This window comes from Nonomuraea sp. NPDC049269 (assembly GCF_043197155.1).
In the GTDB taxonomy this organism is placed as follows: Bacteria; Actinomycetota; Actinomycetes; order Streptosporangiales; family Streptosporangiaceae; genus Nonomuraea.
On sequence record NZ_JBICSO010000003.1, the window covers coordinates 1099917 to 1113163 of the forward strand.

10 protein-coding genes are annotated in these 13247 nt (G+C 68.9%); 6 read left to right on the forward strand and 4 right to left on the reverse strand.

From position 1 onward, the window contains the following. Positions 1-4: 4 nt before the first annotated feature. Together ACGFNP_RS22500 and ACGFNP_RS22505 are read right to left on the reverse strand one after the other, a co-directional pair. On the reverse strand, positions 5-241 hold the full coding sequence (locus tag ACGFNP_RS22500) for an MbtH family NRPS accessory protein (protein ID WP_358335945.1): 237 nt from the start codon (positions 239-241) through the stop codon (positions 5-7). Positions 242-278: 37 nt separating this feature from the next. After that, positions 279-1319, reverse strand: a complete 1041-nt coding sequence (locus ACGFNP_RS22505) for an ornithine cyclodeaminase family protein (protein ID WP_358335942.1) — start codon at positions 1317-1319, stop codon at positions 279-281. 142 nt (positions 1320-1461) lie between these two features. On the opposite strand from ACGFNP_RS22505, the gene ACGFNP_RS22510 reads away from it, so the two are divergent. Both ACGFNP_RS22510 and ACGFNP_RS22515 read left to right on the forward strand, forming a co-directional pair. Beyond that, on the forward strand, positions 1462-1626 hold the full coding sequence (locus tag ACGFNP_RS22510; RefSeq protein WP_358335939.1) for a hypothetical protein: 165 nt from the start codon (positions 1462-1464) through the stop codon (positions 1624-1626). A 48-nt stretch (positions 1627-1674) separates the two neighbouring features. Beyond that, positions 1675-3078, forward strand: a complete 1404-nt coding sequence (locus ACGFNP_RS22515; RefSeq protein ID WP_358335936.1) for a cation:proton antiporter — start codon at positions 1675-1677, stop codon at positions 3076-3078. A 10-nt stretch (positions 3079-3088) separates the two neighbouring features. Here the strand turns inward: ACGFNP_RS22515 and ACGFNP_RS22520 are convergent, their stop codons facing one another. Next, positions 3089-6124, reverse strand: a complete 3036-nt coding sequence (locus ACGFNP_RS22520) for a tetratricopeptide repeat protein (RefSeq protein WP_393321524.1) — start codon at positions 6122-6124, stop codon at positions 3089-3091. 236 nt (positions 6125-6360) lie between these two features. Continuing rightward, positions 6361-7176: a hypothetical protein gene (locus ACGFNP_RS22525; RefSeq protein WP_393321527.1), complete on the reverse strand. Its 816-nt coding sequence runs from the start codon at positions 7174-7176 to the stop codon at positions 6361-6363. Positions 7177-7468: 292 nt separating this feature from the next. Between ACGFNP_RS22525 and ACGFNP_RS22530 the strand changes: the two genes are divergently transcribed. From ACGFNP_RS22530 to ACGFNP_RS22545, 4 genes are all read left to right on the forward strand, one after another. Next, entirely contained in the window at positions 7469-7705 is a 237-nt protein-coding gene (locus ACGFNP_RS22530; RefSeq protein ID WP_393321530.1) for a transcription termination/antitermination protein NusG, read from the forward strand. Positions 7706-8412: 707 nt separating this feature from the next. Continuing rightward, positions 8413-10404, forward strand: a complete 1992-nt coding sequence (locus ACGFNP_RS22535) for an FHA domain-containing protein (RefSeq protein ID WP_358335924.1) — start codon at positions 8413-8415, stop codon at positions 10402-10404. A 487-nt stretch (positions 10405-10891) separates the two neighbouring features. Continuing rightward, on the forward strand, positions 10892-11350 hold the full coding sequence (locus ACGFNP_RS22540) for a hypothetical protein (protein WP_393321533.1): 459 nt from the start codon (positions 10892-10894) through the stop codon (positions 11348-11350). A gap of 824 nt (positions 11351-12174) precedes the next feature. After that, positions 12175-12606, forward strand: a complete 432-nt coding sequence (locus tag ACGFNP_RS22545; protein ID WP_358335918.1) for a hypothetical protein — start codon at positions 12175-12177, stop codon at positions 12604-12606. Positions 12607-13247: the final 641 nt, after the last annotated feature.

The following is a 13247-nucleotide window of genomic DNA, read 5'->3' on the forward strand; positions in this document are numbered from 1 at the left end:
CTCCTCACGCGACCGTGTCGCCGACGGCGGCGGCTGCCGCCATGCGCTCGCGCAGGCTCTTGGGGCGCATGTCGGTCCACACCTGGCCGATGTGGGCCAGGCAGGCGTCGCGGGTGCCCTCGACACCCTCGGCGTACCAGCCGGCGGGCAGCTCCTTGCCGGCGGGCCAGATCGAGTACTGCTCCTCGTCGTTCAGCACGACCCGGTAGGTGCGGCCGTCGTCGATCTCGTCGTTGCTCATGATCGTTCTCCCATCGGTTCTGTCGGGTTGGGGTGGGTCATCGGGGCAGGGCGATGCCGCGGCCTTCGCGCATCGCGATCCGGTACACCTCGGTGGCCAGCGCGATGTCCTCGATCGCCAGGCCGAAGGGGTTGACCAGGATGACGTCGTCGGGGTGGTAGCGGCCCGGGTGCCGGCCGGCGAACACCTCGCCCAGCTCGGCGTCCACGCGGCGGACGCCGTCGCCCGCGTGTTCGCCGGGGCCGACCACGCGGCCGGCCCGATGCATGCGGCCGAGCAAGCGGTGCTCGTCGTCGCGGACCAGGGCCCAGTCGTCGACCAGCAGGGTGCCCGCCTCGATCACCACGTCAGGCAGGACGTCGTCGAGGGAGACGTTCACCACGACGCAGCCCTTGCTGAGCCAGTCGTAGGCGATGTAGCCCTCGGTGGTCGTGGTGGCGGGGATGACCAGGTCGGCGCCGAGCACGGCCTCGCGGGCCGTGTCGGCCAGGGAGATGCGGATTCCGTACGCGCGCAGCAGGGCGTCCACCTCGTCCGCGAGGGCGGCGGCCCGGCGCGGGTCCCGGTCGTGCAGCACGATGGCGGCGGTCCCGGGCAGCGATCGGGCCAGCAGCTCGATGTGCGTACGGGCGATGGCGCCGGCGCCGATGACGCCGACGGTGATGACCTTCTGCGGCAGCAGCGCCTGGGCGCTGGCCACGGTCACGCTCGCGGTCCTGAGGGCGCTGATGTGGGCGGAGGCCATGACGCAGCGGATGCGCGCGGTCTGGCGGTCGAAGAGCATGGTCAGGCCGCTGGCTCGGGGCAGCCCGCGTTCTGGGTTGTCCAGGCAGCCGTTGATGATCTTCGTACCGGCCATCTCGAACGGACCGCCGACGTAGCCGGGCATGTTCAGGCTGCGGGCGGCCGCGCCGGAGGGGCTGGTCCAGCCGAGATAGGCCTCGGCCGGCAAGGTGGTCCTCCCCTCGGCCTGCAGGACGAGGGCCTCGCGCACGATCTTGACGGGGTCGAGGCGCTGGCAGGCCCACCTGGTCTCTTCCTCGGTGAGGTACCAGAGTGCGGTGGCGTCGTTGTTCACGTCGGTAAGTGTGCGAACGCCGCCTATCGGGCGGGCTTCGTGCCGCTAAGCGAGCGGACTTAGCGAGGGCTTAGTGCCACGAAAGCCCAGGGCGGTTGACTATGGCGCAGAGCAGATCTCCAAGACCACGAAAGCAGGCGTCATGCTCAAGCGGCTGATCACCCTCGCCATCATCGCTGCCTCCCTCGCGCTGCCGGCCGTCGCGCTCGCCTCCGGGACGCACACCGCGCCCGCCGTCCACGTGGTCGCCAACGGCCCCGGCGACGACGTCAACACCCACTGGGGCTGGGACCCGACCGGGTCCTGACGACGCCCCTGCTCATCCCCCCGTACCTCGTCACTCATCGGAGCCGACATGTCCGTGCGACTCGACGACGGGCCAGAGCTGACCTCCCCGATCGTCCGCCCGCGATCACTGCGGGTGATCGCCGTCTACCTGGCGCTGGTGGTGGTGCCCGTCGCCCTCATCTGGTTCACCCTCCGGCACGGCCTCTCCGCCCCGGGGCGGCCGTCCGGCGGGGTGGCCGCCCCCAGCGTCCCCGACGTCTTCCCCAGGCTGCTGGTCGCCGTGCCGGTGATCCTGGCCGCCTGCCACCTGTGCGGCCGCCTGTTCCGGCGGCTCGCGCAGCCCCCCGTCATCGGCGAGATCATCGCCGGTGTGCTGCTCGGCCCGTCCGTGCTGGGCGCCCTGTGGCCTGCCGGGTACGGCACCCTGTTCCCGCCCGGTCTGGTCGCGACGCTGTCCACGCTGTCGCAGATCGGCCTGATCTTCTTCATGTTCCTCGTCGGCTACGAGCTCGACCTGGGCCTGGTCCGGCAGCGCAGCTACACCGCCGCGGTGATCAGCCACGTCAGCATCGTGGTGCCGTTCCTGTGCGGGGTGCTGCTGGCGCTCGCGCTGTACCCGGCGCTCGGCTCCGGCGGGGCCGGGCAGTTGGCGTTCACGCTGTTCTTCGGCATCTCGATGAGCATCACCGCGTTCCCGGTGCTGGCCAGGATCCTGTCCGACCGGGGCATGACCCGTTCGCCGGTCGGTGTGATGTCGCTGACCTGCGCGGCCGTGGACGACGTCACGGCCTGGTGCGTGCTGGCCGCCGTGGTGGCGGTCACCCGCAGCGCCGCCGCGGACGTCGCGCTGGTCACGGCGGGGCTGTCGGCGGGCTTCTTCGCGGTGATGGCGTTCGGGGTCCGGCCGCTGCTGCGACGGCTGCTCGGCCCCGGCGGCCTGCTGCCCGAGGCGGCCGTTCTGCCGGTGGCGCTGGCCGGCGTGATGCTGTCGGCGCTGGCCACCGACGCGATCGGGATTCACTCGATCTTCGGCGCCTTCCTGTTCGGCGCGATCATGCCGCGTGGGTCCCTGCCGGTGCAGCGGGCCGCCGGGCAGCTGCACGGTCTCACGGTGACGCTGCTGCTGCCGCTGTTCTTCGTCTACACCGGCCTGCACACCGAGTTCGGGCTGCTCGGCGCCGACGCGCGGCTGTGGGGGTGGTGCCTGCTCATCACCGCGGTCGCGGTACTGGCCAAGGCTGGCGGCTCGACGACGGCCGCCCGCGTCTCGGGCATCGGCTGGCGTGACTCGCTGTCGCTGGGCGTGCTGATGAACTGCCGGGGGCTGACCGAGCTGGTGGTGCTGAACATCGGGATGTCCATGGGCGTGATCAGCCCGACCGTGTTCACCATGCTGGTGTTCATGACGCTGGTCTCCACCGTGATGACGGCGCCCTGCCTCGACCTGCTGCGCCGCCTCAGGCGCGACTGACAGCGGCTGGTCAACCCGTGGTGCGCGGCGGGGCCCCGGCGGAACCAGGGACCACGACCGGCTGGCGCAGCGCCAGCCGGTCGCGCAGGCCGTCGGCCTCGACCGAGTCCAGGCCGGCCAGCAGCGCCCAGGCGGCGCGAGCGGCCTCTTCCGCCGCGTGCGCCCCCTCCGCCGAGGCCAGCCCGTCGCTCGCCTCGGCCAGCCCGACCAACGCCCGGGCCTCGAACGGCGGCAGGCGCAGACTGCGGAAGACCTCCACCGCCTGGCCCAGCCGCGCGACCGCCTCCTCGAACCTGCCGCGGGCCAGCGCCAGCTCGCCCAGCTCGTGCCGGACCCGGCCCTCGACCAACCGCTCCCCCACCCGCACGGCCAGGGCCAGCGACTGCTCCAGGATCATGTGCGCCTGGTCGTGGCGGCCCTCGCGGACGTAGACCTGGCCGAGCCCGTACAGCATGTACGCCTCGCCGATGTGGTCGGCACCGTCCCTGACGATGCGCAGCGCCAGCGTGAACGACCCGCCGGCCCGATCGATCTGGCCTTGCCGCAGGGCGCTCTCGCCGAGCCGGTAGAGCACCTGCGCCTCCGAGCGGCGGCTGCCCACGTCCCTGGAGATCTTCAGGGCCCGCTCCAGGTACGTCTCCGCCTCGGCGTACTCGCCGCCGTCGAGCAGGGATCGCGCCAGGTTGCTCAGCACGTGCGCCTCGCTGGTGCGGTCTCCGACGAGCTGGAAGACCTCCAGCGCCTCGCCGTACCGGCGGATGGCCTGCTTGGTGTCGCCGCGCAGCGAGTCGACGTAGGCGAGGTTACGCAGCACCAGCGCCCACCCGTGTGGCTCGTTCTGCTCCTTGAACAGCCGCAGCGCGGGTTCGAGCGCCTCCAGGGCGGCGTCCGGCTCAAGCTGGAAGATGCGCAGGCTGCCCAGGGAGTACAGCATGGCGGCCACGCCGCGCGGGTTGGCCTTCCTGCGCACCACGCCGAGCGCCAGCTCTGTGGTGGAGCGCCAGTCGTCGAAGTAGCTCCTGGCCTCGAACAGTGTCTCGGCGGCCAGTGCCAGGTCCCAGCAGAGCTCGTCGAACCCGAGCTGCGCGGACTGCCGGACGCCCGCGACCAGGGCGGCGCGCTCGCCGTCCAGCCAGTTCATCGGGTGTGGCGAGAGCCGTTCGAGCAGCGCGGGCGGCGGCGACCACCGGGTCTCGCCGCTGTGCAGGATGGTGTAGTCGCCGCCGTACTCGCGGCGGTGCGCCTCCTTGGCCAGCGCGAGCCAGGCCGACAGAGCGCGGCGCAGGCTCGCGCCGCGGTCGGCGGCGCTGTCCTCGGCCAGCGCCCGGTCGCGGGCGAACGTCCTGATGAGGTCGTGGAAGCGGTAGCGGGGCGCGCTCTTGGCCGGGCCGGCGCCGGCGTCCACGAGCTGGGCGTCGACCAGCGCCTCCAGGAGGTCCTCGGCCTCGGCCGGATCCTCGTCGAGCAGGCAGGCGCCCACCCAGCCGGGGAAGTCCGGGGTCTCCAGCAGCGACAGCAGGCGCAGCAGCCGCTTGGCCGGGCCGGGCAGGCCCTGATAGCTGACCTCGATGCTGGCCCGGATGCCGAGGTCTCCGTGCTCCAGCTCGTCGAGCCTGCGGTTCTCGTCACGCAGCCGGTCGGCGAGCCGGCTCAGCTGCCAGTGCGGACGGGAGGCGAGTTTGGCCCCGGCGATGCGGACGGCCAGCGGCAGGTGCCCGCACAGCTCGGCGAGGGCGGCGGCCTGCTCGGGCTCGTCCCGGACGCGCTGCTCGCCGAGGATGCGTTCCAGCAGGATGACGGCCCGGCCGCTCTCCAGGACGCCCAGCTCGATGCGGCGGGCGCCGGGCAGGCCGGTCAGCCGGGTGCGGCTGGTGACCACCACGGCGCAGCCGGAGCTGCCCGGCAGCAGCGGCGTCACCTGCGACTCGCTCATCACGTCGTCGAGCAGCACCAGCATGCGCCGCTCGCCGAGCCGGCTGCGGTATATCTCGGCCCGCTCGTCGAGGGTGTCGGGGATGGCGGAGCCGTCCACGCCCAGGCCGCGCAGGAAGCGTTCCAGAATCTCCAGCGCTGACGCGGGCCGGCCGCTGCCGCCGCGCAGATCGGCGAAGAGCTGCCCGTCGGGGAAGTGCTCGCGCACGTCGTGGGCCACCTGCACGGCCAGGGTGGTCTTGCCGACGCCGCCCCGGCCGCTGATGACGATGGTCGGCACGGTGCCCGACGCCTCGCCGCCGTCCGGGCCGGTCAGGACGTCCACGATGTCGGCGAACGCACCGGTGCGCCCGGTGAAGTCGCCGATCGCGGCGGGCAGTTGGCGCGGGATGACCTGGACAGCCGCCAGCGGTGTGTCGCGGGGCGCGGCGGGCGGCTGCTCGGCGACCGCCTCGTCGCCGACGTCGCCGTCGCCGCGCAGGATGGCCTGCTCCAGCCGGCGCAGTTCGTCGCCGGGTTCGATGCCCAGCTCCTCGACCAGCGTCGCGCGGGCCATACGGTACGTCTCCAGCGCCTCGGCCTGCCGTCCGGACCGGTAGAGGGCGACCATGAGGTGGGCGTAGAGGCGTTCCCTGAGCGGGTGGTCGCGGACCAGGACGGTGAGGTCGCCGATGAGGTTGGCGTGGTGGCCGAGCGACAGCTCCAGGCGCAGCCACTCCTCGACGGCGGCCAGGCGGCGCTCCTGGAGCTGCAGCGCGCCGCCGCGGATGATCCGGCCCTGGAGGCCGTCGAGCGCGGCGCCGTACCAGAGGCCGAGCGCGGACTGCAGCGCGGTCACCGCCTCCTGCGGTTTTCCGGCTTCGACCAGGGAATACGACTGCGCGATGAATTCTTCGAACTGATGGGCGTCAATATTCTCAACAGGGATATTCAACATATAACCCGGCGGCCTGGTGCTGATGACGTCGGTCAGCCCCAATGCGGAAAATGTCCGGCGGAGCCCCGAGACGCATATGTGGATCTGCACCCTGGCCGTGCTCGGCGGCTCATCGTCCCAGATGGCGTCCAGCAGGCGGTCCACGGAGATGACCCGGTTCGGCTCCAGGGCGAGCATCGCCAGAATGATCTGCGGACGTGCTCCAGTGATTGGTATTCGGCGTCCCTCTGCCAGTACCTCTAATGGCCCCAGGATCCGAATATGCATTGGCACCCCTACAACCCGCTATTGGACGCTCTCTCGTATATATCCCATTTTCATCATGATGTCTGCGGATATGGGACTGCCGAAACGGCGGCGGTCCGGACGGGAGGCGGCGGGCCTCCCGCCCGGACCGGGCGGCGGTGGGATGATCAGTCGAGGTAGACGGCGTCGGTGGTCTCGTAGGTCTTCTCGCTCAGCAGGTCGGAGACGCCGGAGTAGGTGAGGTTCACGATCGAACGGGTGATGCCTTCCGTCTGGATGGGCATCGTACGGTGCAGGGTGGTGTCGGTCTTGAAGAAGTACGACTCACCGCTCTCGTGGTGGTAGGTACGGATCGGGCCCTGCGTCAGGCACCGGTTCACGGCCGGGTCCTGCTTGTTCCACGGCGTGTGCGGCACGCACTGGAGCAGGCCGCCGTGCTCGGGTGCGGGCGCCTCGGAGATGAAGATCCAGGCGAACTCGTGGTCGCCCCAGTGCCAGCCGTGTGTGTCGCCCACCTGGGTCTGGTGGGTGCCGGTGATCTGCTCGTCCGGGTAGGTGCAGTCGAACACCGGGGCCCCGGCGATGTCGCTGAGCAGCCCGCGGAACGCCGGCACGTGATAGAGCGCGGTGAACAGCGTGCTGTGCGAGGCGAACAGCGAGTTCGGCAGGCTGCCCAGCCGCCGCGGCGTGTTGCCGGTCACGGCCACGCGGATGTCGATGCGGCGGGTGTTGGCCGCCGTCAGCATGGTCGTCTCCTCCTGGAGGCGGCGTACCATCTCGTCGGGCAGCAGCCCGGTCATCCGCGCGTAGTGCTCGCGTGAGTACTGCACCGCGGCCCTCTCCACCGCGTCCGCGCGAGTGCTCAGGTGCTTGGACAGCAGCGTGTCCAGCTCCTCGACCACGTCGTTCCGTACGGTCGCCGGCGGCCGGTTGCCGGCCTCGAGCAGGGTGGTCGCGGCGCTCTCGGGTGTCAGGGTCTGCATGTTCTCTCCTTGTCGGTCGCGGCGAACGCTGATGCGCTTACGGCGGTGGCGTCAGGTTCGAAGCTCGGACCGAGCCTCGCCCGGCCGGCTATCGCTGCCCTTTCACCACGGCATCGCGCCGATAAGGCAGGCGCGAACCGCGACCTTTTCGAAGCCGACCCCTTCCCCCCGACACCGCCTGCTCTGCCGCACAAGGTCAAGGAAGTCCCGCAACGTGCCACGGCTTACTCTTTCGGCAGAGATCTGATCGACCTGGGTGAGGCTTGTCCTTGCTGCGGTGCGCCCAGATGATATGGCCGACATGCTCGTTCTTGGTGAACCCGACGACGCCCCGACAATCCCGCCGGAAACTGTGCCCTCGACGTTCGCGGTCGGCGATGCGGTGATGCTGGCCGATGGGCCCTTCGCTTCGCTCCCGGGCACGGTCAGGGGGATCGACGTCGACGGGCGCATGCTTACCGTGGCCCTTTCGATCTTCGGACGCGACCACGACATCGAGGTGCCCTTTCACCAGGTCGGGAAGCTGTAGGGAACATCCGCGAGTGGCCAGGCGCCGCACCGATGGCACGGCGCGGACTCCCCGGCTGGTTCCTTCCGGGTGCGGCCAGGGTGGCAATTGCCGGACAGACGTTGCCGGCGGGCGGATGATGGCCAGGTGGAGCAGCGGCGGCTGATCCCAAGGCCACTCCGAGAACCCCCGGCCCCCTTTCCTCTTCGAGGGACGCTGTTGGCGAATTGATCAAAGACTGGCTATGAGGGAATCCGCTCACCCTCTGGGCCGGCATCGGACCTCACCTCGGCTGCGACGCCACGGCTTCGCAGCCGGGTGTGCAGAAACTCCATCTCCGCCAGCGTCCCGACCAAGCCGGTGTTAGCACGTAAGTCCGACAGCCGCTTCTAGGAAGACGCGGTCAGTCCGGCGATCCACCCGCAGATGGCACACCCGAAGCAATCGATCGACGAGTACCGCCGAGCCGCCCAGCTCGGTCGGAGAAGCCCAGCTCAACCCCGCGCGCGAGGCGAACGCTCGAAGATCTCGGGTTCGATGAAGAGCACATCGGGCCAACGGTCGGCATCCCCCGACCCGGGTGAAATTGAGATGATCCGCAAAACCGGGACACACATCGCCGACCGAGGCGATATGCGTACTTCTCACTTACGCGTCTGCTTTTGGTCGCACATGATGGACGTGGACTCATCGATGACTAGATCTCTTGTCACGATAAGGAAGGCATCATGCCCCCTGCCATCGTCGGACACGACGGCCCCCTCACCGACCGCCGCTTCCCGCTCGGTGACACGCCGACCACCTTCGGCCGCAGGCAAGACTGCAGCGTGGTGCTCTCCAGCGAACGAGCTTCGCGCCGCCACGCCGAGATACGCTACGAGGCAGGGCGTTACATCCTGCACGACCTGGGAAGCCGCAACGGAACGCTGGTCAACGGCAGGCGCGTCACCTCACAGGTGCTCCAACCGGGCGACCTGATCACGATCGGCGAAGAGCAGTTCCGCTTCCTGCCCTCCGACGACGTCGCGACGATCCACGGCGCGTCCCCGCTGCCGCAGGCGAGCGGACCCGCCCCGCCGGTCAATCCGGGGCCGGTACTCCAGGTGACCGTTTCCGGCGGTGGGCCCGTCGGGCTGAGCTTCGCGCTCCTCCTGGAGCACCTCATGGGCTCACGGGTCGTCGTCACCGTCTACGACGGCCGCTGGACCCAGAACGGTTCTCAGGTCACGTGGAAGGGGCAAGATCAGGGCAATGTACGGCGCCAGCAGGTCGTCACGGTTCAGAGCCGCCAGTACATGAACCTCCCCGGCCCGGTGCAGGCTCGGCTGTTCAAGCCCGGGGCGTACTCCGAGATGTGGCCGCCCGGCCCCGACTCCATCCGAGGACACGCCCCGCGCAACCTCCGCATCGCCTACATCGAGGACACGCTCCTGGAGATGGCCGGCGAGAAGTTCGACCGCATCCGGCTCGTCCCCACCCGCTTCAATCCCGACGAGCATGGCGACAGCGCAAAGCAGGATCATGTGCTCGCCATCTGCGAGGGTGGCCGTTCGCGCACGCGGGAGCATTTCACCGGCAAGTTCGGCACCGCCGACAGCTCGATCTACTCCCTGAACGGCAAGCACCTGCAGGATGTCGTGCTGGGCTTACGCGTCAAGTCCGACCTGCCTGACGCCATGTCGGTCCTGCTGACCGTAGCCCAGAACCGCTACCTGCTCAACGCCCTGGGCGGCGAGGGTTTCCTCAACATGCGACTCACCGACGAGGAGGCCGAGGAGGTCATCGGCATCGATCCCGTCCGTCGCGTGTTCGAGGAGTGTGTCGCCGCCAACCCGTGCATGATGGACCGTACCGACGACGGCGACTTCCACTGCTCCACTCACGGCACCTTGTTCCTGCCCGCCCTGATCAAAGGGTCTGCCCTGTGGCGGCGGGTGCAGGAAGGGCTGGCGATGTTCGGCGTGGCGGAGTACAACCTCAGCGCCGTCACCGCCTTCCGGCTCGACATGGTGCAGCGGCCGCGCTTCACCGCGCGCCTGCACGCCCCGACGTCCGCCACCCCGGGCACCTACGGCTTCCTGCTCGGCGACGCCGCCAACGCCATCCACTTCTGGCCGGGTCGCGGGCTCAACAGCGGGCTGGCCTCGGCCATCTCTCTGGCCCGGTCGCTCAGCCAGGCCTGGCGCGGGCGGGCCTTCCGCGACGCGGACTTCATCCGCCACGAGGCAGCCATGGCGATGCTCCAGTACCGGCACAAGAGCCGTGCCTGGCAGGCGATGGTCACGACCGACGAGGACGGCGTCACCCGTGCCATCAAGGACAACATCACCAAGGGCTGCGCCGACGCGCAGGCCGCTCCGAGTTCCGACGCGCAGGTCGCGGCGGACATCGACACACTGATGAACCGGCTCGGGATCATCCGGGGCCGTCTGTCACAGCGCGTCTCCGGCCTGCCCGACGACGCCGCCCTGCGTGCCCACTTCGGCCGACTGTCGGCTGAGACCTTGCGCATCCTGGTCATCAGCGACGCGTGGGACACAGTGGTCATGGGCGGTGAAGAGGTCGACATCGACATCTTCTACCGCGAGGAGCCCGCGTCCGCTCCGGGTGGAGAACCTGTGTGGGCTCCACGACTCGCCAGCGAGCGTGAACAGCACACCAGGCTGATCTCCAGACCGACAAGCCGATCGCCACAGCCAACGGCACAGGCCCCCCGATAGATCCCAGCGCAGAGCCCCTTGTCCGCTGGGCGGAAGGGCCCAGGGCACCGAGCAGCCCAGCCTGGGTCGGCTGGGATCATGTTTCGTAATCTTGTCCACCGTGTACGCCATCACCCGGCGCCTGCTTTCTTTGCCCGCACTGCTGCTACGCCGCGACGTCTCCAAGGAGGCGGAACTGCTGGTACTCCGACACCAGAACGCGGTCCTACGCCGCCAGGTCCCACGGGTGCGGTACGAACCAGCTGACCGCTTGTGGCTGGCGGCTCTCTCGCACCTGGTGCCCCGCCAAAGCTGGGGGAAGATCTTCCCGATAACCGCGACCGTTTCCTGGTCGCGAGCATGCGCGGGAGGTATTCCACCCATGAGCAAGCTCGCTGTGATGAGCTCTTGCGCGGCTGAGACCGCTTCCCGAACAGTGGCGGCCGCCCATTTTCAGAGGATTTGAAGGGAGAGCCCAAAAGATCGGCACGGCACTAGCATGAGCGCCATGCATCCGCCCGCGCCGCACACTCCATGGAGCCAGCCACCCCGGCCCGTTCCCTCCGGGGCGCGAGCGCATCTGGTCATCGACGTGAAACGGCACTGGCTCGGCGCCCTGCTGGCCTTGATCACGCCCAAAATCATCCTCAACGGTCATGTGATGCTGGGCCGATGGGGGCGCAACACGATCCCGCTTCCTCCCGGTCAGCACCACCTTCACGTCCACCTGCCCTACTTCCTCCCGGCACGGATAGGCCCCGCGGATCTGACGATCTGGCTCCAGCCCGGGATGGCGCTCGAACTTGAATACCGCGCTCCCCTGTGGGCCTACTCCCGAGGCGCCCTCGGCACCGCCCCCCAGCCGTGGAACGGGAAGGGCTGCATGATCACCCTGTTAGCGATCCCGGCCGCCACGCTGGTGCTCCTGCTGATTCTGATCGTCGTCGCGATACTGTCCTACGGCTGAAGCGTTCGCCTGTGGTAAGAGCGTGAGCCGGCCTATGGCAGACCGCTTGCCCGAGCATCGGCCATGGCGGCAGGCCTGGACCGGAAGGCCTCTGCGCTGAAAGCGATTCGAGTTCTTGAGCCCCACAGGGTCGCCGGCCATAGCGCAGCGAATACCTCTGATGTCAACTCCGTACAGGCCCTGGCACCGGACGACCAACACCGCGCCGCAGGTGAAAGCGCTGTGCGATGTGCTCAACGTGGCTTGATCGAAGCGATATGTCCGGCAAATGCCCGGCTGATGGCCTGGCCTGAACCGCTTGGGCTGTACAAGCTTTGAAGGCATGCGATCAGGGCTTGTCGATATCTTCCCTATGCTCCGTTGGCGGCCTACACTCGCCGGGCGGCTCGCCTCCTGCTCGCCGCGGTCTTGCTCATAGTCGTCGGCTTGCTCCAGTGACCATCGACAAGCTGCCTGCCAACCCGCGCGTCCAGGTCCGCGTGGACGACGCTATCGCCGCGTTGCTTGCAGACCGTCACAACCGGACGCACTCCGAGAGTACTCATGTGCAGGCCAAGCACGAGCTGGGCATGTGGCGCGACGCGCTCGCCACCATACTGCGCCGCATCCGCCTCACCCTCGACCAAGCGCGTACGACAGGAAGTGGGAGATCGACGAGCAGGCCCAGCTCGACTATCTGGACAGGCTGCCCCTGATCGCCGATCACGCCGTGCTGACCGCGATAGGCCGCTGGCGGGAGTCACAGAGCCGAGAACCGGGCGTGGACGCTACCGAGGCGTTCGCCCGGGTGGGGATCCGGATCACCGACCGTGAGGAGAGACCTCGTGATAGCTGAGCTGCCTTTTTTTATCTGGCTGATCTTCGCCCTAGCCCTGCTTGGTGTCGGCGGGTGGGTCAGAGACCTGGTCAGCCGCGTCCTTGAGCACCGGCGGGAGTTGGCGTTAGAGAAGACCAAGGCGGGCCAGCCGCCGGAGCCGGTGTGCGGGTGCGGCCACCACATCGCCTTTCATGAGCCCTCGACCGGGCAGTGCCATTCCCAGGTGCGGGTGGTGACGAAGTGGATGCGCAACCCCAGCTTCGGCGAGGACGACGGCAAGCCCGAAGAGATCGCGATGGAGTGGGAATCGCAGCAGTGCCCGTGCCGCCGCTACTCCGGTCCGGAGCCGCTGACCACCCTTTATGCGCCTGAGTTGTCACCTGACGCGGTGCGGGAGATCGACAGCGCCAAGCCGTCCGAGCCGGAGATTCAGCGGTGACCGTGCGGCTGTGGCCTCATCACGATGACGCCGTCCGCGCCGCCTGAAGTGATGGTGCGGACGGCGTTGCACTCTTGCCTTCCGTGGATTCGATGTAGGGCCGCCGGTTCTCCTCGCGTGCAGGAAGTGGTCCTCCAGGCTCCTGAGGTACTGGCCGATGGTTCGCCGCTCAGCGTCCACGAGGGTGGCCAGGTGCTTGTCGGCGACCTGGGCGAAGGTGCGGATGTCGGTCGGCTGGGCGGCCGGGCCGACCATCTCGGCGAACGCGGGGTTCTTGTACGGGTCACGACACCCATTGGCGACGAGGGCTCCGCGGAAGATCTTCGCGGGCGAGGTTCCGTGAACGTAGGTGCCGACCTGGGTTTACGTCCTGCTCCAGCAGGCCCGTGCGTCCTTGGTGCATCCTCGAACAAAGAACCGCCCCTTGCCTGCGATGTTTCCGCAAGTAGGAAGCGGTTTTATGTGGTGGACCTGCTTACCGCTTACTTGAACACCCCACCGCAGGTGAAAGCGCTCATCGGGGCTCTCCTGACGAGGGTGTCGATCGGTCACGTCCGAGATGCGGTGTAAAAGAGAACGAGCGTAGGTTGCCGTGCTGAACCGACCAAAGTTCGCACTACGCAAGGACCTACGCTCGTGGC